This is a genomic window from Erwinia sp. JUb26 (genome assembly GCF_003751505.1).
Lineage (GTDB): Bacteria > Pseudomonadota > Gammaproteobacteria > Enterobacterales > Enterobacteriaceae > Erwinia.
The window spans coordinates 55810-76387 of record NZ_RJVB01000005.1 but is presented as its reverse complement, the minus strand read 5'-3'; the positions used below and the strand labels follow the sequence as shown (position 1 = coordinate 76387).

General features: G+C 59.1%; 15 protein-coding genes. 7 read left to right on the top strand and 8 right to left on the bottom strand.

The genetic code is table 11. The annotated features are described in order from the left end of the window. Position 1 precedes the first annotated feature (1 nt). The gene (locus EC836_RS14000) at positions 2–1072 is read left to right on the top strand and encodes a sn-glycerol-3-phosphate import ATP-binding protein UgpC (RefSeq protein ID WP_123334110.1); all 1071 of its coding nucleotides are present in this window, start codon (positions 2–4) and stop codon (positions 1070–1072) included. Next, entirely contained in the window at positions 1069–1812 is a 744-nt protein-coding gene (gene ugpQ / locus EC836_RS13995) for a glycerophosphodiester phosphodiesterase (RefSeq protein ID WP_123334108.1), read from the top strand. Before EC836_RS14000 ends, ugpQ begins: the two co-directional genes overlap by 4 nt. Positions 1813–2005: 193 nt before the next feature. Here ugpQ and EC836_RS13990 read toward each other — a convergent pair whose 3' ends face one another. Next, positions 2006–2296 (bottom strand): DUF2756 domain-containing protein, encoded by a 291-nt coding sequence (locus tag EC836_RS13990; RefSeq protein WP_123334106.1) that lies wholly within the window; start codon positions 2294–2296, stop codon positions 2006–2008. A gap of 155 nt (positions 2297–2451) precedes the next feature. Between EC836_RS13990 and ggt the strand changes: the two genes are divergently transcribed. Then, the gene (gene ggt / locus EC836_RS13985) at positions 2452–4230 is read left to right on the top strand and encodes a gamma-glutamyltransferase (RefSeq protein WP_123334104.1); all 1779 of its coding nucleotides are present in this window, start codon (positions 2452–2454) and stop codon (positions 4228–4230) included. Positions 4231–4269: 39 nt separating this feature from the next. Here the strand turns inward: ggt and malT are convergent, their stop codons facing one another. After that, positions 4270–6993 carry an HTH-type transcriptional regulator MalT gene (malT, locus tag EC836_RS13980; RefSeq protein ID WP_123334102.1) on the bottom strand — a complete coding sequence of 908 codons (2724 nt, stop codon included), beginning with the start codon at positions 6991–6993 and terminating at the stop codon, positions 4270–4272. A 565-nt stretch (positions 6994–7558) separates the two neighbouring features. Between malT and malP the strand changes: the two genes are divergently transcribed. Beyond that, positions 7559–9961, top strand: a complete 2403-nt coding sequence (malP, locus tag EC836_RS13975; protein ID WP_123334100.1) for a maltodextrin phosphorylase — start codon at positions 7559–7561, stop codon at positions 9959–9961. A gap of 9 nt (positions 9962–9970) precedes the next feature. Further along, complete coding sequence (gene malQ / locus EC836_RS13970; RefSeq protein WP_123334098.1) at positions 9971–12052, top strand: 4-alpha-glucanotransferase; 2082 nt, start codon at positions 9971–9973, stop codon at positions 12050–12052. Between the two features lie 42 nt (positions 12053–12094). Here the strand turns inward: malQ and fabF are convergent, their stop codons facing one another. From fabF to gntX, 3 genes are all read right to left on the bottom strand, one after another. After that, entirely contained in the window at positions 12095–13369 is a 1275-nt protein-coding gene (gene fabF, locus EC836_RS13965; RefSeq protein ID WP_123334096.1) for a beta-ketoacyl-ACP synthase II, read from the bottom strand. 197 nt (positions 13370–13566) lie between these two features. Continuing rightward, the gene (nfuA, locus tag EC836_RS13960; RefSeq protein ID WP_123334094.1) at positions 13567–14142 is read right to left on the bottom strand and encodes a Fe-S biogenesis protein NfuA; all 576 of its coding nucleotides are present in this window, start codon (positions 14140–14142) and stop codon (positions 13567–13569) included. A 58-nt stretch (positions 14143–14200) separates the two neighbouring features. Continuing rightward, positions 14201–14884, bottom strand: a complete 684-nt coding sequence (gene gntX / locus EC836_RS13955) for a DNA utilization protein GntX (protein WP_123334693.1) — start codon at positions 14882–14884, stop codon at positions 14201–14203. Positions 14885–14921: 37 nt separating this feature from the next. On the opposite strand from gntX, the gene bioH reads away from it, so the two are divergent. Beyond that, positions 14922–15686 (top strand): pimeloyl-ACP methyl ester esterase BioH, encoded by a 765-nt coding sequence (gene bioH / locus EC836_RS13950; RefSeq protein ID WP_123334092.1) that lies wholly within the window; start codon positions 14922–14924, stop codon positions 15684–15686. 244 nt (positions 15687–15930) lie between these two features. Beyond that, a complete protein-coding gene (locus EC836_RS13945; RefSeq protein ID WP_123334090.1) occupies positions 15931–16197 on the top strand; it encodes a DUF1471 domain-containing protein in 267 nt (88 codons plus the stop codon). A 15-nt stretch (positions 16198–16212) separates the two neighbouring features. Here the strand turns inward: EC836_RS13945 and EC836_RS13940 are convergent, their stop codons facing one another. From EC836_RS13940 to feoA, 3 genes are all read right to left on the bottom strand, one after another. Further along, positions 16213–17904, bottom strand: a complete 1692-nt coding sequence (locus EC836_RS13940; protein ID WP_123334088.1) for an alpha-amylase family glycosyl hydrolase — start codon at positions 17902–17904, stop codon at positions 16213–16215. A 104-nt stretch (positions 17905–18008) separates the two neighbouring features. Then, positions 18009–20312: a Fe(2+) transporter permease subunit FeoB gene (gene feoB / locus EC836_RS13935; RefSeq protein WP_123334087.1), complete on the bottom strand. Its 2304-nt coding sequence runs from the start codon at positions 20310–20312 to the stop codon at positions 18009–18011. Further along, positions 20309–20551 (bottom strand): ferrous iron transporter A, encoded by a 243-nt coding sequence (gene feoA, locus EC836_RS13930; protein WP_123334085.1) that lies wholly within the window; start codon positions 20549–20551, stop codon positions 20309–20311. The genes feoB and feoA overlap by 4 nt, the downstream gene beginning before the upstream one ends. Positions 20552–20578 lie beyond the last annotated feature (27 nt).

The following is a 20578-nucleotide window of genomic DNA, read 5'->3' as shown; positions in this document are numbered from 1 at the left end:
TATGGCTGGTGTAAGACTTCAGGCAGTAACCAAATCCTACGACGGAAAAATCCAGATCATTCAACCGCTGGACGTCACCGTGCAGGATGGCGAATTTATGGTGATGGTCGGGCCGTCCGGCTGCGGAAAATCGACCCTGCTGCGAATGGTGGCCGGGCTGGAGCGGGTAACCAGCGGCGATATCTATATTGATTCCCGCCGCGTGACCGATGAAGAGCCGAAAGATCGCGGTATCGCGATGGTCTTCCAGAACTACGCGCTTTATCCGCATATGAGCGTGGAAGAGAACATGGCCTGGGGCCTGAAAATTCGCGGCATGGGCAAAGAACAGATCCGACAAAAGGTGCTGGAAGCGGCACGTAGCCTGGAACTTGAACCGCTGCTGAAGCGCCGCCCGCGTGAGCTTTCGGGCGGCCAGCGGCAGCGTGTGGCGATGGGGCGCGCTATTGTTCGTGAACCGGCGGTGTTCCTGTTTGATGAGCCGCTGTCGAACCTGGATGCTCGCCTGCGTGTGCAGATGCGCCTGGAGCTGCAGCAGCTGCATCGCCGCCTGCAAACCACCAGCCTGTACGTCACCCACGATCAGGTGGAGGCGATGACGCTGGCGCAGCGCGTGATGGTGATGAACAAAGGCGTGCTGGAACAGCTGGGTACGCCAACCGAGATTTACGAGCGCCCGGCGACGCGCTTCGTCGCCAGTTTTATCGGTGCACCGGCGATGAACCTGCTGGACGGGCAGTTCAGCGCCGACGGCTCACGCTTCAGCCTGGACGAACGTTTTGCTTTACCGATTGCTGCGCCATCGACAAACCTGGTAGGGCAGGCGTTGACGCTGGGCATTCGCCCGGAGCATATTGAGCTGTCTTCCGCTGAAGCCGGGGGGATCCCGCTGGTGGTGGACACACTGGAAATGCTGGGAGCAGATAACCTGGCGCACGGCAAATGGGGCCAGCATAAGCTGGTGGTGCGCCTGCCGCACTCGCTGCGCCCGGCCGCTGGCAGCACGCTGTGGCTGCATCTGCCACCGCACGCGCTGCACTTCTTTGACCAAAATGGACAACGTACTGAATGATTAATCGTGCCTGGCCCTACCCGCCGATTGTCGCCCATCGCGGCGGCGGCAAACTGGCCCCGGAAAATACCCTGGCCGCTATCGATCTTGGCGCGCAGCTGGGCCATCTGATGATTGAATTTGACGCCAAGCTGTCGCAGGACGGCGAGATTTTTCTGCTGCACGACGACACGCTCGACCGCACCAGCAACGGCTGGGGCGTGGCCGGGCAGCTGCCGTGGGATAAGCTGGTGCAGCTGGATGCTGGGAGCTGGTTTGGTAAAACCTTCGACGGCGAGCGCCTGCCGCTGCTGGCGCAGGTGGCGGATCGCTGCCGTCAGCACCGGCTGATGGCCAATATTGAAATTAAGCCGACCACCGGCCTTGAAGTGGAAACCGGTCGGATAGTAGCGCTGGCCGCGCGCGATCTTTGGCAGGACCAGGTGGCACCGCTGCTGTCCTCGTTTTCATACGAGGCACTGGAAGCGGCGCAGAAAGCCGCGCCGGAGCTGCCGCGGGGTTTACTACTTCATGAATGGAATGATAACTGGCGGCAGATGACCGACGCGCTGGGATGCCTCTCCATCCATCTGAACCACAAACTGCTGGATGAACGGCGCACCGCCGAGCTGAAGCAGGCCGGGCTGCGCATTCTGGTGTATACGGTTAACGAGCCGGAGCGCGCGCATCAGCTGCTGCAGTGGGGCGTGGATGCAATCTGTACCGACCGCATTGACGTTATCGGGCCGGATTTCCGCTGAGAATAAAGCGGTTATACCCCACTCTTTGACCTTGCAGGGAGATCCTGAAGCCAACGGGGGTGAATGACCGTTTGAGAAAAGCCTGTCCGGGACGATCGTGAACGATGACGATCCTCGTCCAGCCTGATATGACACAGTGCCCCGGCGGATAACCGACAGGGCACTGACTAAGGCAAGAAGCTTTGTGCTGAGTCTAGTTCGACGGCTGCGTGTTGTTGCTGTGGCCCGGCTGATTGTTCAGCGTGCGCTGGGAAGCGCTGTCACGCTGCTCCTGAATTTTACGCTGTAGATCCTGCTGCTGCCGCTGCTGATCCTGCTGGAGCTTCAGCTTCTGCTGGGACTGCTGGGTCTGCATCTGCTGCTGCATACGCTGGGTGCTGGGATTGTAGCCCGGCTGATTTGGGTTATTGCCGTTGTTTAACGTATTCGCCATACCGCTCAGCGGCAGCAGGGCGGCAAGCATCACTAACACTTTCGTTTTCATTGTGATTCCTCCGTGTTACTTCCCTTATTTTACGCCAGACGCAACGATCTGAGGCCAGGAGTGCTCCTGATTTCAGACAAAGTTCGCGAAGCTGCCGTTTTTGTGCATATTTATCAATGGCAAACATAACGTAAATAAACTTAAAGGATGTAACAATGATGACACAAGGTAAGATGCGCCGCCTGTCGTGGTCGCTGTTGGCCGGGCTGCTGGTCTGGCAGGGGGCGGGTGCAGCACCGACCGACACGCCGACGGCCCAGCCCGCTCCGGCGGCGGCACCGGTTTCCTATGGCGTCGGAGCGGATACCTTCCATCCGGTGAAGGCGGCGCACGGCATGGTGGCCTCGGTGGACGCGACCGCCACGGCGGTCGGCGTGAAGATCCTCGAACAGGGCGGCAATGCGGTGGATGCGGCAGTAGCCGTTGGCTATGCGCTGGCGGTAACCCATCCGCAGGCGGGCAACCTGGGCGGTGGCGGCTTTATGATGCTGCGTACCGCCTCCGGCAATACCACCTCGATTGATTTCCGTGAAATGGCGCCGGTTCGCGCCAGCCGCGATATGTTCCTTGATGCACAGGGGAATGCCGACAGTAAAAAATCGCTGACTTCTCACCTGGCCTCCGGCGTTCCCGGCACGGTCGCGGGCTTCTCTCTGGCGAACCAAAAGTACGGCACGCTGCCGCTGAGCACGCTGATTCAGCCCGCACTCGAGCTGGCGCGCAAAGGCATTGTGGTGAATGAATCGCTGGCCGACGATCTCAGCGTCTACGGCAAAGAGGTATTACTCAGCCACCCGAACAGCAAAGCCATTTTCTTTAAGGCCGACGGCACGCCGTGGCAAAAAGGCGAGAAGCTGGTGCAGCGTAATCTGGCGAACAGCCTGGAGCTGATTTCCCGCCAGGGGCCGGATGCATTTTATAAAGGGAAAATCGCCGATCAAATTGCAGCGGAAATGGAGCAGCACGGCGGACTAATCGGCAAAGCCGATCTGGCCAACTACCGCGCCATCGAGCGCAAGCCGGTCAGCGGCAGCTATCGCGGCTATGAAGTCTACTCCATGCCGCCACCGTCTTCCGGCGGTATTCACATCGTGCAGATCCTCAATATTCTGGAAAACTTTGACCTGGCGAAGATGGGCTTCGGCAGTGCGGATGCGATTCAGGTGATGGCGGAAGCCGAGAAATATGCCTACGCCGACCGCTCGGAATACCTCGGCGATCCGGAATTTGTTAAGGTGCCCGGGGCGGCGCTGACCAGCAAAGCCTACGCGAAAACCCTGGCGCAGCAGATCGACCTGGCGAAGGCGCGCCCGTCGTCGGAGATCAAGCCGGGCAAGCTGGCCCCGTATGAAAGCGACCAGACCACGCATTTCTCGGTGGTGGATAAGGACGGGAATGCGGTAGCGGTGACCTACACGCTGAATACCAACTTCGGCAGCGGCATCGTGGCCAGCGACAGCGGCATCCTGCTGAATAACGAGATGGATGACTTCTCCGCCAAGCCCGGCACGCCGAATGTGTATGGCCTGGTCGGCGGCGAGGCCAACGCGGTGCAGCCGTACAAGCGCCCGCTCTCTTCCATGTCGCCGACCATCGTGGCGAAAGACGGCAAGACCTGGCTGGTGACCGGCAGCCCGGGCGGCAGCCGTATTATCACCACCGTGCTGCAAATGGTGGTGAACAGTATCGACTTCGGGATGAACGTCGCTGAAGCCACCAACGCGCCGCGCTTCCACCATCAGTGGCTGCCAGATCAGCTGCGGGTGGAAAAAGGTTTCAGCCCGGATACGCTGAAGCTGCTGGGCGAAAAGGGTCAGCAGGTGAAGGTGATGCCGGCGATGGGCAGCACCCAGAGCATTATGCTGGGGCCGGACGGCATGCGCTATGGTGCTTCGGATCCGCGTACGATTGATGATTTAACGGCAGGATACTGACAGCAGCAGGGCCGACGTTAACCGCTCGGCCCGGTTTATTTACTGGGCGCTCACGCCCATCCCCATCAGCTGCAGCAGCTGCTGTGCCTGCTGTACCGCCTCCTGACGATGTACTACGCCAAGCTTCTGATACAGATTGCGGATATGGGTTTTGATGGTGGTGGCCGCCACGTCCAGCTCGCCCGCGATGCGTTCATTGCTGTAGCCAGAATAAATCAGCCCCAGCACCTGCCACTCGCGCTGGGTCAGCGGGCTGGTGCGGATTAGCTCCGGTACCTGCGGATGGGTCAGCAGCCGGGTCACAAAGCTTTCGTCAAAGTGGGCGAACTTATGGCGATGATGCTGGTTAATATCACGAAGGATGCGCTGAGCGCGGCGCTGCTCCATTTCCGGCAGTGTGTTGAGCTGCAACAGCTGGCGTAGCTGCTGTGCCATCGGCTCGCCTTCAATCACAAAATGACTGATAAAGCCGGTACGGTTGGCCAGCGTCAGCGCTTCAATCAGCGCCTGCTGGGCCTCGGCCTTACGGCCTTCTCGCCAGTAAAGCGCATTGGCCAGCAGCAGGTTGCGGTTAAGATCGCTGGTCAGCAGCAGGCGGCGAGCATTGTCATTCAGTTCGTCCAGCACTACTTCCGCCTGGCTAAACTGCCCGAGCAGGATCTGCGCGCGGGCGATATTGCGCCACTGTCCCTGCAGGAAGTGATTATCCGCATCCGCCGGTTTCAGGGTCAGGCCCAGCCAGCTGCCAGCGGTGGTGACGTCGTGGGTCATCTGCCAGTAGATCACCCGCGCCTCATCGGCGTTGGTCACCCAGTCGCTGTGATAGTGGCCGTTGCTCAGCAAGTTTTCACAGCGGGTGAGATAGCGGCGGGCGTTATCCAGATCGCCGCGCGCCAACGCGCATTTTGCCAGCACCGTCAGGCACTGCAGCTGCTGCTGCGGATGGAAGTTCTCCAGCACTTTCAGCCCGGCGCGGGCGGCTTTCTCGGCGTCGTCCAGATGCGCCCAGGAGAGCAGCAGCTGCGCACGCAGGCGCAGCAGGAACTCATGCATAGGCAGCTGCTCCAGCCCCTCTTCCGCAATCAGGCGGAATGCCTGCTCCTGCGTGTCCCAGGCCGTTTGCAGATAGCCCTGGGCAATCAGGATCTCGCTCTGCTGCAGTAGCGCCCACAGCGCGTAGTGGCAAACGTTCTCCTGCCTTGCCATCTGCGCGGTTTGCTGCATCATCATCAGCGCCATGGCCAGCTCGCCACGGCAGTGCAGCACTTCTCCGCGCACTGAGGTGGCAACGATGCGGCTGAAAGCGCAGCTCAGCGGCAGGGTATCCAGCGCCAGTAGCGCCAACCGGTCGGCTTCATCCGGGCGGCCGGCGTTGATCGCCACCTGGGCACGCAGGGCGTTAAATTCGGCGCTGAGCAGATCGTCGACCACCACCTGTTCCAGTGCCATTTCCTGTTCGGCACGCGCCAGCAGGCGGTCGACTTCGTTGTAGCGGTGCTGGCTCTGCGCCAGCCAGGCCTGCAGCAGGATCAACCGGGGATTCTCAACCAGCTGCTTCCAGGGCAGCGCCTGTAAGCCTTTTTCCAGCAGCGTCAGTTCGCTGTGGTTGAACAAGGTCCACGCGTGGCGCAGCAGAATATCGCGCAGCAGCGGGATATCTTCCGCCTCCAGCGCGTGATGGATCGCCTCACCGGCATAGCCCTGCGCCATCCAGCCTTCTGCGGCGGCACGATGAATGGCATGCAGCTCGCTGCCCAGCTCCCACTGGCAGCGCTGGCGCAGGAAAGAGGCAAACAGCGGGTGGAAGTTAAACCATTCTCCGTGCTCGTCCATCCGCTGGATAAACAGCCCCTGACGTTCAGTTTCTTCCAGCCGCCGCTGGCCGCACTCTTCACTGGTCAGGCGGGCAATCAGCCCGTCGTTCATGGAGCGCAGCACCGAGCTGCGCAGCAGGAAGTTACGCGTGGCATCATCCACGCAGTCCAGCACCTCATCCACCAGATAATCCGCCAGATGGCTGGCGTTGATCCCGGCCAGGCGCTGGGCGGACTGATGGGTTGGCGTATTGGACTGGCGGGCGGAAAGGGCGATCAGCTGGAGCGCGGTGGCCCATCCGGCCACTTCATCGCACAGCCGCTGGGATTCCTGTTCGGCTATCGGCTGCAGCAGGCGACCGGCGAAAAAGGCGCGCGTCTCTTCGTGGGTGAAGGCCAGCGACTGGCTGTTGATTTCCAGCAGCTGCTCGCGCACGCGCAGATTAGCAATGCCTAGCGACGGCAGGTTGCGAGAAAGGATCACCAGCGTCAGGTTTTCCGGCTGATGGCGCAGGAAAAAGCGCATCGCCTGATGAATCACGTCATTGGTCAGCTGGTGGTAATCATCAATCACAATGGTCAGCGGCGCCTGCCATTCGGCCAGCTCGATAAACAGCTGCGAGAACAGGGCATTCAGGGAGGCGTACTGACGCTTCTGCGCCAGGGTTTCACTGCGCAGGCAGTGACCGCCGGTCGCCTGTTGAATGGCCGCCATAAAATAGTTGGCGAAGCGTTCGGGGTAGTTGTCGCTTTCATCCAGGGAATACCAGCCCAGATCGCTTTTTCCCGCTGCCCACTGGGCCATCAGTGTCGTTTTACCGTAGCCTGCCGGGCTGGTGACCAGTACCAGGCGGTACAGATGGCTGTTAGCCAGCCTGGCGATCAGGCGATCGCGTACCAGCGTATTCTCTAACCTTAGCGGTCTGCTTAGTTTTGAGGGTATCAGCATGGTGAACACTTCACTGTGTGGTGGCGAAAAAAGAAATAAAATGAATTATTTCGCAGCGTGTAATTAAAATACCTTCGGCCAGGATGACCTTTATTGCAAGACGCAGTGCAAATGGAGATTCTGTAAGTTGCACTGCATCACATTTCCTTATGATTTTTTACATCGCGCCACACTGACGCGATGAATGAAATGACGCATACTGAATTAAACCGCATGACTTTTAATTCATCCCTCCTAACTCTTTTTTAGCCGTGCAGTGCGCGCTGCCGATTGATTGTGCGTTTCATCCGGGCTGCCGGTCCGGCGAGCTATACCCTCTGATTGTCATTCTTGCTATTTATTTGCTCATCGCATTATGCGATGAGCTTTTTTTTGTATTGGCGTCTTAACTGTAAGGTGCGGGCGATCACATTTTCACCTACGCCCCACGGCTCCTCCCTGGTAAAAATTGCCCGGGGATGATGCTCTGTCATCCGGCGTCGTTAGCATGTGCGCATCGGTTTATCACAGTATTTCGGGTCATGACGGCAGTTGGCCAATTTGAAACCATTTTGTGAGGGAAGTTATGTCGCAACAGCAATTCAATAAAGCACGTTTTGACGCGGCTCTGACGCGTCAGTGGCAACACCTGGGCTATTCCTCCGCCGCTGAGATGAATTCACACCAGTGGTGGCAGGCGATTAGCGGCGCGCTGGCCGAATTGCTGGCAGCGCAGCCGGTGGTGAAGGTGGATAAAAAACAGCGGCACGTTAACTATATCTCGATGGAATTTCTGATTGGGCGACTGACCGGCAACAACCTGCTTAATCTCGGCTGGTATGACGAGGTGAAAGCCGCGCTGGCCGAGCACCAGCGCGACCTGAGTGAACTGCTGGAGGAAGAGGTCGATCCGGCGCTGGGCAACGGCGGCCTCGGGCGTCTGGCGGCCTGCTATCTGGACTCAATGGCGACGGTGGGGCAGTCGGCAACCGGCTACGGCCTTAACTATCAGTATGGTCTGTTCCGTCAGTCGTTTGCCGACGGCCAGCAGAAAGAAGCCCCGGACGACTGGCACCGCGATAGCTACCCGTGGTTTCGGCATAATGCTGCGCTGGATGTGAATGTCGGCATCGGCGGTAAAGTGGTGAAGAACGGCGCAGGCGGTTTTAGCTGGCAGCCCGCCTTTACCCTGCGCGGCGAGGCCTGGGATCTGCCGGTTACCGGCTACCGCAATGGCGTGGTGCAGCCGCTACGCCTGTGGCAGGCGACGCATGCCCATCCGTTCGATCTGACGCTGTTTAACGACGGCAAATTCCTTAAGGCGGAGCAGCAGGGCATTGATGCCGCGAAGCTGACCAAGGTGCTTTATCCAAATGATAATCATCAGGAAGGCAAGCGCCTGCGCCTGATGCAGCAGTATTTCCAGTGCGCCTGCTCGGTGGCCGACATTCTGCGTCGCCATCATCAGGCCGGCCGCAAGCTGCACGAGCTGGCGGATTATGAAGTGATTCAGCTCAACGATACCCATCCGACCATTGCGATCCCGGAAATGCTGCGGGTGCTGATTGACGATCACCAGCTCGGCTGGGATGACGCCTGGGCTATCGTCAGCAAAACCTTTGCCTACACCAACCACACCCTGATGCCGGAAGCGCTGGAGCGTTGGGACGAGCGGTTAATTCGCAGCCTGCTGCCGCGCCACTTTACGCTAATCAAAGAGATCGACCGCCGCTTTAAAAAGCAGGTTGAGAAGCAGTGGCCGGGGGATGAAAAGGTCTGGGCGAAGCTGGCAATCGTTCATGACAAACAGGTGCGTATGGCGAACCTGTGCGTGGTCAGCGGCTTTGCCGTCAACGGCGTAGCGGCGCTGCACTCCGATCTGGTGGTGAAAGATCTGTTCCCCGAATATCACCAGCTGTGGCCGGAAAAATTCCATAACGTCACCAACGGCATTACGCCGCGCCGCTGGCTGAAGCAGTGTAATCCGGCACTGTCTGCGCTGATCGACGAGACGCTAAAGGAAGAGTGGGCCAACAACCTGGATGCCCTGCGCGGACTGGAAAAGTACGCCGATGATAAGGCCTTCCGCCAGCGCTACCGCCAGATCAAGCATGATAACAAAGTGCGCCTGGCGGAGTACATTAAGCAGCGTACCGGCATTGTGGTCAGCCCGGACGCCCTGTTCGACGTGCAGATCAAGCGACTGCACGAATACAAGCGCCAGCATCTGGGGCTGATGCATATCCTCTCCTGTTACAAGCGCCTGCGCGATAATCCGAAGCAGGACTGGGTGCCGAGGGTCTTCCTGTTCGGAGCCAAAGCTGCGCCGGGCTACTATCTGGCAAAAAACATTATCTTCGCCATCAATAAGGTGGCGGAGAAGATCAATAACGATCCGCTGATCGGCGATAAGCTGAAAGTGGTGTTTATCCCCGACTACCGCATTACGGCGGCGGAGCTGATGATCCCGGCGGCGGATCTCTCCGAGCAGATCTCCACGGCGGGCTATGAGGCTTCCGGTACCGGCAACATGAAGCTGGCACTGAACGGGGCGCTGACCGTCGGCACCATGGACGGCGCAAACGTGGAGATTGCCGAGCAGGTCGGTGAAGAGAACATCTTTATCTTTGGCAATCGTGTGGATGACGTAAAGGCGCTGAAGGCCGGGGGCTATGACCCGGTGAAACTGCGCAAGAAAGATAAACACCTGGACAGCCTGCTGAAAGAGCTGGAAAACGGCTTCTTCAGCGACGGCGATAAACACGCTTTCGATATGATGCTGCACAGCCTGACGAAGGGCGGCGATCCGTGGCTGGTACTGGCGGACTTTGCCAGCTACTGCGAGGCGCAGCTGCGGGTGGAAGCGCTGTACCGGGACCAGGAAGCCTGGAGCCGGGCGGCCGTTCTTAACACCGCGCGTACCGGGATGTTCAGCTCCGACCGCTCAATCCGTGACTATCAGCAACGCATCTGGCAGGCAAAACGCTAAGGACGGCCTATGGATCATCAGAAATTTGAACAGGCCGCCGCCGCCGCGGGTATCGCGGCGGAGTACATCAATGCTAAAGGCGAGCCGGAAGTCATTCCTCTGGCAACGCGGCAGAAGCTGCTGGCGGCAATGCACGAGGTGCCAAAAGCCGATCGTGTGCCGCTGCCGCCGTGCAAAGTGCTGCTCAACAAGCGTGAGCAGCGGCTTAGCATTGGCGGCAGCGGAGAGTACCAGTGGCATTTTCATACCGAAAAGGGCAAAGAGTTTCACGGGCGGGTGACGGCGGGGGAGACGCTGTCGCTGCCATCACGCCTGCCTAACGGCTACCATCAGCTGCTGCTCAGCCAGGGAAAAAAGCAGTGGCTGTGCCGGGTGATTATCGCGCCGAAGCGCTGTTATGAACCTGCCGCCCTGAAGCAGGGAGAGAAGCTGTGGGGATCCTGCGTTCAGCTTTATACCCTGCGCTCTGAGCAGAACTGGGGAATGGGGGACTTCGGCGATCTGAAGCGGATGGTCGGTGAAGTGGCGCAGCGTGGGGGGGCCTTTATCGGCCTGAATCCCGTTCACGCTCTGTACCCGGCCGCGCCGCAAAATGCCAGCCCGTACAGCCCGTCATCCCGCCGCTGGCTGAACGTGATGTATATCGACGTGGCCGCCGTGGAAGATTTCCAGCACAGTGAGGAGGCGCAGCGCTGGTGGCAGCAGAGTGAGACGCAGGCCACGCTGGCGGCGGTGCGTGAGACCGACTGGGTGGATTATGGCCCGGTTGGTGCACTGAAAATTCAGGGGCTGTGCTACGCGTGGCAGCATTTCAGCAGCCGGCTGCACGACGACAGAACACGGCTGGAGTTTGAGCAGTTTATTACCTGCGGCGGCGAAAGCCTGTTTAACCAGGCGGCCTACGATGCCATTCACGCTTATATGCTGAAAGAAGACGCCAGCCGCTGGGGCTGGCCGGTGTGGCCGGAAGCCTGGCAGCACGGCGATAGCGATGCGGTACAGCAGTTCTGTCAGCGCCACGAGGATGAGGTGCGCTTCTGGCTGTGGCTGCAGTGGCTGGCGCACCGTCAGTTTGATGAATGCTGGCAGTTCAGTCAGCAGCAGGGCATGCCGGTAGGGCTTTATCGTGACCTCGCCGTTGGCGTCGCCGAAGGCGGCTCGGAAACCTGGTGCGATCGCGAGCTGTACTGCCTGAAGGCCTCGGTCGGTGCGCCGCCGGATATTCTCGGTCCGCTCGGGCAAAACTGGGGGCTGCCGCCGATGGATCCGCACGTGATGGCGGCTCGCGGCTATCAGCCCTTTATCGATCTGCTAAGGGCCAATATGGCCAGCTGCGGCGCGCTGCGCATCGATCATGTGATGTCGCTGCTGCGCCTGTGGTGGATCCCCTATGGCGAGACGGCCAACTTCGGCGCCTACGTTTACTACCCGGTTGACGATCTGATGGCGATCCTCGCGCTGGAAAGCGAGCGTCATCAGTGCATGGTGATCGGTGAGGATCTGGGCACCGTCCCGGCGGAAATCGTCGGTAAGCTGCGCGACAGCGGGATTTATTCGTGGAAGGTGCTGTACTTTGAACAGCAGGATAAAGACACCTGGCGACCGCCGGCCGACTGGCCGCGTCAGTCAATGGCCAGCGCCACCACGCACGATCTGCCGACGCTGCGTGGGTTCTGGAACGTCGGGGATTTAACCCTGGGGGAAACGCTGGGCCTGTATCCGGATAAAGTGGTACTGAGCGGGCTGTTTGCCGATCGCGCCAGGCAGAAGCAGGCGCTGCTGGATGCGCTGCACCGTTTCGGCTGCGTGCCAAAGCGCTATGCGAAACGGGCGGAGAAACGTGACATGGACGCCACGCTGAATCGCGGGATGCAGCGCTACATTGCCGACAGCAACAGCGCGCTGCTGGGTTTACAGCCGGAGGACTGGCTGGATATGGCAAAACCGGTCAACGTGCCTGGTACCACCGATCAGTACCCAAACTGGCGCAGAAAACTCAGTGCCAGCCTGGAGGAAATGTTTGCCGATGAGGGAATCAATCGGTTGATTAGCGACCTCGACAGACGCCGTCGGGCAGGGAATAAAGCCTGAGTTGCCGCCTCTGCCGCTCAGCGTGGCAGAGGCGGGTGCGGTTTACTCGTTGAAGTTTTTAAAAATAACCGAGGCGTTGACGCCGCCGAAGCCAAATCCGTTCACCAGCGCGGTGTGGATCGGCATCGGACGGGCGGTATTCTGCACCACGTTTAACTCCTTCGCTGCGTCATCCAACCGCTCGATATTCAGCGACGGTGGCGCTATCTGCTGGCGTATCGCCATCAGGGAGAAGATCGAGCCGACGGCTCCGGCGGCACCCAGCAGGTGCCCGGTTGCCGATTTGGTGGACGATATTGCGGTTTTCGCCCCTTTTCCCAGCACCTTCAGCAGGGCGTTAATCTCCGCCAGGTCGCCCACCGGCGTCGAGGTGGAGTGGGCGTTAACATAGTCAATATCGCTGCCCGTCAGTTTCGCCTGCGCGAGGGCCAGCTGCATCGATCTGGCCGCGCCTTCGCCATCCTCCGGCCCCGCCGTAATGTGATAAGCATCCGAAGTGGTGCCGTAGCCGACCACCTCTCCGAGGATGGTTGCACCGCGCTGGCGGGCGTGTTCCAACTCTTCCAGCACCAGCATGCCCGCCCCTTCACCCATTACGAAGCCGTCTCGTCCGGCATCAAACGGCCGTGAGGCCAGTTCAGGCCGATCGTTCCAGGCGGTGGACAACGCGCGTGCGGCCTGGAAACCGCCCAGTGAAACCGGGTTGATGCAGGATTCGCTGCCGCCAACCACGGCAATGTCGGCTTCGCCGCAGCGAATGGCACGCAGGCCATCGCCGATGCTCTGGATGCTGGCGGCACAGGCGGAAACCGGGGTGCCCAGCATGCCTTTGAAGCCATATTTTATCGCCACCTGGGACGCGGCCAGGTTGGCGATAAACGACGGAATGGTGAAGGGCGAGAGGCGACGACTGCCTTTTTCCGCCACGGTTTTAACCGCGTTACCGATGGCGTGGAAGCCACCGATGCCGGTGGCAATAATGGTGGCAACGCGTAGTTTCGCCGCTTCGCTCAGGTTACGCAGGCCTGCCTGGTTCACCGCCTCTTCGGCAGCGGCCAGCGCCAGATGAATAAAGCGGTCGGACTTGCGCTGCTCTTTCTGCGGGATTAATGCATCAATATCAAAGCCGTGTTCGGGGTCCTGATTCACATCAGGGACCTGCCCACCCACGCGGATGGCGGTGTCGCCGTAGGCGTCCGCGGGCAGGGCAGTAATTCCTGACTTACCGGCAATCAGCCGCTGCCAGCTGCCGCTTACGCCGTTTCCCAGTGGGCCTGTCAGCCCCATTCCGGTAATAACCACTCTTATATTATTCATAGACAATGCTGTCACCCGGGTTACGAAAGGAAATTTCAGTGTACACGTGTAAGCTGAAAGATCCAGTTCTAATCCCACGATAAGCTCAATGTGTATAACGACGTTTTTTCACTGGGGAATGGAACAGGATAGCGAGGGAGCGGATCAAAAAAGGCGGCCACAGGGCCGCCCGGAAAGCGATGTTTAGCGTGAGTCGATTAGTAAAACGAGTGCTCGCCGCGCTGATGTTCGGTCAGATCGCGCACGCCTTTCAGCTCAGGGAAGGCCTGCAGCATCTCTTTTTCAATCCCTTCTTTCAGGGTGACGTCGACCATTGAACAGCCATTACAGCCGCCGCCGAACTGCAGAATAGCCAGGCCATCATCGGTGATTTCCATCAGCGACACTTTGCCACCGTGGCTCGCCAGCTGCGGGTTGATCTGAGCCTGCAGCAGATACTCGACGCGCTCAACCAGCGGCGCATCCTCGTTCACCTTACGCATTTTGGCGTTAGGCGCTTTCAGCGTCAGCTGTGAACCCAGATTATCAGTGACGAAGTCGATTTCAGCGTCTTCCAGATAAGGTGCGCTGAGTTCATCGATGAATGCCGACAGCTTCTCGAACTTCAGTTCAGTATCCGTTGCTTCTACTGCATCGGGCGGGCAGTAGGAAACGCCGCACTCGGCGGTGGGCGTACCCGGGTTAATAACGAATACGCGAATCTGGGTGCCATCTTCCTGCTTTGATAGCAGTTTTGCAAAGTGCTCTTGTGCAGAGTCAGTAATAACGATCATGGCGATTGCTCAACAGTTAACAAAATTCATTGGTTATAATACGCCCATCTCCGACCTGCTACAAGGTTCGGCACAGGCACCATATCTGTACGCTGGCGGCACCGGCGGCCAGCAGCATACGGCTGATTTCGGCAACGGTGCTGCCGGTGGTGACCACATCATCCAGCAGGGCAATATGACGCCCGCGTACCTCAGCCGTGACCCGAAAAGCGCCGCGCAGATTGCGGCGGCGGGCCAGCGCGTTCAGGCGGTGCTGGATTTTTCCTTTGCGGATGCGTATCACGCCCCGACGGTCATAGCGGCAGCGCGTCCAGTGCGCCAGGTTCTGCGCCATATCATCTAACTGATTATAGCCGCGATGCCACGCCCTGCGGGAATGCAGCGGCACGCAGAGCAATAACTCAGGACGCGGCGGGCCGCCGCAGCGATATTCCTGTAACCACCTTAGCAAAATTAGCCGCGCCAGCATTACCGCCTGTGCGGTGGCGCGATAAAATTTCAGCCGGTTCACTAAGGTCTTCAGCGGCGGCTGCCAGGGCGTAACGGCCAACAGGTGCTGCCAGAGCGGCGGGCGCAGCAGGCAACGGCCGCAGGGGCGGGATGCATGCCCACTGGCAAGACCACAGCGCGGGCAGGCGGGAGACTGCTGGAGTAGCTGCCGCAGACAGATGCTACAGACCCCGTGGCGTGCCAGATTCAGCGGCATCTGACATAGCCAACAGGCGGCAGGCATTGGTAGCATGTTCACCTCATCGACGTTAAACACAGGACCATAACCTATGAAGCCGCTTTACTGGGAGACGATTGGCCAGGGCGATCGCCATCTTGTGCTGCTGCACGGATGGGGGCTGAACGCCAGCGTATGGCATTGCATCAGCGATCGACTCAGCGCGCACTTTTGCCTGCATCTGGTGGATCTGCCGGGCTATGGCCGCAGCCAGGGTTTTCCGGCGATGTTGCTGGACGACATGGTGGCCTCGCTGCTACCGCAGGCACCCGAGAAGGCGGTCTGGCTCGGCTGGTCGCTGGGTGGGCTGGTTGCCAGCCGGCTGGCGGTTCAGCATCCTGACCGGGTTGAGGCGCTGATTACGGTGGCGTCATCACCGCGCTTTAGCGCCGCCGAGGCGTGGCCGGGCATCCGCCCTGAGACACTGAGCGGCTTCCAGCAGCAGCTGAGTGAGGATTTCCAGCGGACGGTCGAGCGCTTTCTCGCCCTGCAAACCCTGGGAACCGAGAGCGCACGCCAGGATGCCCGCGCGCTGAAAAGCGTGGTGCTGGATCATCCGGTACCGTCGGTTGAGGTGCTGAATGCCGGGCTGGAAATACTCAGGGGCATTGATTTAAGAGCGGATCTGATTTCACTGAACTTGCCGATGCTGCGCCTGTACGGTGCGCTTGATGGGCTGGTGCCGCGTAAGGTTGCGTCGCTGCTGGATACGTTATGGCCAGCGAGTACCAGTGTGATTATGCAGAGGGCCGCCCACGCACCGTTTATTTCTCATCCGGCAGAGTTTTGTCAATATATTGTTGATTTTACAAAATAATAAAATTATTTATTAGATGATTTAACGCTGTGGTAACCCGTTTTTATGTTTACCCACGGCGAAGGGAGGCGAGGAAAAAAGGCGGGCGAGTAACGGGCGACTGAATGCCACTTTTTGTTCATCACATCGTCGGTTATCCGGTTGGTTTGTTTATCCGATCCGGTTAATAATGAGGCCAGGTAGCGCGGGAGGATCCGCGCCGCCTGACGAATCGGATACAGATAGCCTATGGAGAGGACAAATCATGAAAAAAATTATTTCTGTTACTGCATTACTCGTCACCGCGACCTTAGCGTTTAGCGCTTCCGCAGCCAAAGAAATCAGCCGTCAGCAGGTTCAGGAGATGAACCTGGAAAAGATTGGCGTGATTACCACCACTGACACCAATGCGCCAATGGATGCCAAGGCCGAACTGTCTGCCAAAGCGGATCAATTAGGCGGCAGTTACTACGTCATTATTGCCGCCGAAGAGCGTGGCCGCATGCTGGCAGAAGCGGAAGTGTATAAATAAGTTCTGCACGCCGGGCTATTCTGCCCGCAGCCAGTAGTAATCCCACGGGGCCAGATCGAGCGGCCCCGCTTTGTGGGTCCGTTCCCCGTTGATCACATTGCGATAAGTCCTGTCATCCGGCAGCGTATAGCTCATCGCCTTTTCACTCAGATTGTAGATGCACAGCAGGCTATCCCCGTTGGTTGGCGCGTCACGGGTCATCACCAGCAGTGTGTTTTCGCTGTCCAGAATGGTTAACGGATTATCGGGATGGAAGGCGGGCTGCCGCTGGCGAACCTGAATCAGTTCACGTAGGGCATGAAACACGCGATGCCGCAGCGTTGCCGGATCCGCCAGCGCCTGCTCAATGGCATCGAGCGGGTATTTCTCGCGATTGATGGCCCGGTTGTATCCGGCACGCCGCACCCCATCAACGTCGTTGCGGGAACCCAGCAGGCTTTGTACATAGACCGCCGGTACGCCGGGAAACGCCAGCAGTAGTGCGTGGGCCAGCATAAAGCGCCACAAACGGGTATCGTCATCGTCATCCTTTTTATTTAACGCATCCATATAGGTGACGTTAATTTCGTACGGGCTGGTGGTGCCGTCGGGATTGTTTTTATAGGAGATCAGCGCGCCTTCGCTCGCCAAATCACGCACCAGAGAAACGATCTCCGTTTCCGGCAGAATGCCGCGTAGCGGATTCAGGCCGATACCGTCGTGAGAGGCAAGGAAGTTAAAAAAGGTGGTGCTACCGCTGCTGGCATCGAGCGAAGCGGCCCACTGCCGCAGGGCGCGGGACGATCCGTAATGGATGGCGTGCAGCACCAGCGGCGGTAGTGAGAATTGATAAACCATCTGCGCTTCATCCGTCCCGTTGCCGAAGTAGCTGATGTTATCTTTGTGCGGCACGTTGGTCTCCGTCAGGATCACCGTTCCCGGTGCCACTTCATCGGCCACGGCACGCATCAGCTTAACCAACTGGTGGGTTTTCTCAAGATGGATGCAGGAGGTGCCGGGGGTTTTCCACATATAGCCTACGGCATCCAGCCGCACGTAGTCCGCGCCTTTCTCCAGGTAGTCCAGCAGCACGGCCATCATGTCGATCAACACTTCCGGGTTGGCGAAGTTGAGATCGATTTGATCGGCGCTGAAGGTGGTCCAGACAAAGCGTGTTTCGCCATCGGCCAGAGTAAACGGCGTCAGTAGCGGCGAGGTGCGCGGTCGGGTGACGGCGCTCAGATCGGTGGCGGGCGGCATGCTGATAAAGAAGTCATCCCAGCGCGGATCCTGTGCCAGATAGGCTTTGAACCAGCTGCTTTCCGCTGAAATATGGTTGCAGACAAAATCGAACATCAGCCGCGTATGCTGATGGAGTTGGGCGATATCCTGCCAGTCTCCGCAGTGCCGATCGATGCGGTGATAGTCGATAACGGAAAAGCCATCGTCCGAGGACCACGGGAAAAACGGCAGCAGATGCACCAGGTTAAACGTGGTTTGCAGGTGCTGCTGATAGAAGCGGGTAAAAGTGGTTAACGTGGCGATGCCGTCTTCGCGGAACTGATCGGCATAGGCGATCAGCACCACGTCTTTCTCATCCCAGTGTGGCTTGCGCCGGTAGCGGATGCGAGCGCGGGTATCGTCAATCAGCGCCCGCAGCCGCTGCAGCGCAGCGGGGGGGAAGGAAGCGTCATAGATGCGATCGATTAAGCTACTGATGATATCCATGTGTCGTAAACGGACCACCGCTGGCGAAGAGTTCAGGCGTTATTTTTCACTGTAGACTCTGATATCAGATTCGCAACTTCTTCTGCCCTGCTCGCCGAAGAATATCAGTGGCAGTTTTTACTTTGCTCGCAGCCTTCACAGACGCGGGTGATATTTTTAACCGGAATGAGCACCGGTTTAAGCTTCACCCTGCGCAGCAGCGCCAGCACCACGATATTGACCAGCACGACGACAGCGATAATCAGGCTGCTGCTGCCCGGATGCTGCCGAAAGCTGGCCAACTGATAAAATAACGCGGCCAGCGACCAGGCGAGATCCAGCCCCCAAAAAATGGAAAACAGCATCCAGCGATGGCTGCTTTCGCGGGCGATGGCGCCCATCACCGACACGCAGGGTACGTACAGCAGAACAAAAATCAGATAGCTGTAGGCCGCCGCATCGCTGACAAATTTGCTGTGCATGGCGCCCATCGATCCTCCGGCCATTTCCGCATCGCCTTTGCTGGCCTCAATCGGGTTCGAAAGAACGCTAAGGCTGAAGGTGCTTTTCACTCCCTGCCAGGTTTCACCGAGCGCTTCCAGCAGTTGGTCGCTAAGGTTGAACTGTGCGGCATCGAACGGCTGCTGCTGGATGGCTTCGGCGGTGTACAGCGTATTCAGCGTGCCGACCACCACCTCTTTTGCCATCGCGCCGGTCAGCAGGCCGACGGTGGCCTGCCAGTTATCTTCCGTGATGCCGATCGGGGAAAGCAGTGGCGTCAGCACGCGGCTGACGCTGGCGAGGGCGGACTGGTTCAGATCGCTGACCGGTTTTCCGCTCAGCGAAAAGCTGTTCAGCGCGCCAATCAGTATGCTGACCAGCACGATCACTTTCCCCGCGCGCAGCACGAAACCGCGCAGGCGCTGCCAGCTTTGCAGAAGCAGGCTTTGCAGATGGGGAATGTGCCAGACCGGCAGCTCCATCACAAATGGGCTGGCGGCACCGCGCATCAGCGTGTGCCTCAGCATCAGGCCGGTAAGAATAGCCACGCCAATCCCCAGCAGATAGAGGCTGAATACCACCAGTGCCCCGTGTCGGCCAAAGAAGGCGGCGGCGAAAACGGCGAAAATCGCCAGCCGCGCGCCGCAGGAGATAAACGGTGCCATCAGCACGGTGATGAGCCGTTCACGCGGCGCGTCCAGCGTGCGCGCGCCCATCACCGAAGGGACGTTACAGCCGAAGCCGACAATCAGCGGCACAAAGGATTTACCGGGCAGACCCAGCGCCTGCATCAGGCGGTCCATTACGAAGGCGGCGCGCGCCATATAGCCGGAATCTTCCAGCAGCGACAGGAACAGAAACATCATGCCGATCTGCGGCACCAGCGGCATCACCGTATTGATCCCGCCACCGATCCCCTGGGCGAGGAATAGCGTCAGCCAGGCCGGAAAATGCAGAGTGGCCCCCAGCCACTGGGTGCCCTGAATGAAAATGGCGGCGGAACCGAGATCGAACAGCGGCTGCAGCGCGCCGCCCAGGTTGATCGCCAGAAAGAACATCAGATACATCACCAGGAAGAATATCGGCAGCCCCAGCCAGCGGTTCATCACCAGATGGTCAAGACGCTGCGAAATGCTGGTGCCGGTGGTGCCGTGAACTATCGCATCGCGGCACAGCGCATCGATTTTCTGGTAGCGGCTGCTGGCAATGGACTGTGCGGCATCCTCGCCGATCTGCGGGGGAATATTGGTCTGCAGGTCGGCCGCCTCTGCGGCCTGCTGCTGGCTCCAGATATCGCCCTCCAGCATTTGCAGCGCCAGCCAGCGTTTTTGTTGTTGCGCTAACGCTCCCGGCTGCGCGGCGACCAGCCGTTCGATCGTTTTTTCCAGCGGCTGCGGATAGTCGACGATCAACTCGGGCACGGTGCGATCGTGCCGATCGATGGCCTGTTTCAGCGCGTCAATGCCGTGGCCACGGGTGGAGACCAGCGACACGACCGGGCAGCCCAGCGCCCGGGAGAGCGCGTCGCAATCAATATGGGTTTGCTGGCGCTCGGCGATATCCAGCATATTCAGCGCAACGATGCAGGGCTGACCCATTTCCAGCAGCTGGGTGGTGAGATAAAGATTGCGCGCCAGGTGGCTGGCATCCACCACGTTAATCACCAGATCCGCTTCCCCGCTGAGCAGATAGTGGCAGGCAATCTGCTCGTCCAGCGACGCCTGCGCTGACAGAGTGGTCAGCGAGTAGGTGCCGGGAAGATCTACCAGACGGACTTCATGCTGTGGGGTGCTGAACATCCCCTCTTTGCGCTCAACGGTGACGCCTGCCCAGTTGCCCACCCGCTGCCGCGACCCGGTCAGCTGGTTAAAAAGGGTGGTTTTGCCGACGTTCGGGTTGCCAGTCAGCGCGACGGTGCAGGTTTTCATACGCCTGCCTCGCTGGCGGTGACGGTTTCCAGCTGCAGCAGGGCGAGATCTTTCTTACGCAGCATCAGGCTGATCCGTGGCGTTTTGACCTGCAGCGGATCGCCGAGCGGGGCGATGCGAATCAGTTCAAACGTGGATCCGGGCAGTAGCCCCAGGGCCATCAGTTTCTGACGAAAAACCGGACTGGCCTCGGGAGAAAAACGAAGAATGCGATAACGCTGTTTGGGTATCAGTTGCATTGCCTGTGCCTGCCACATAAAAAATGA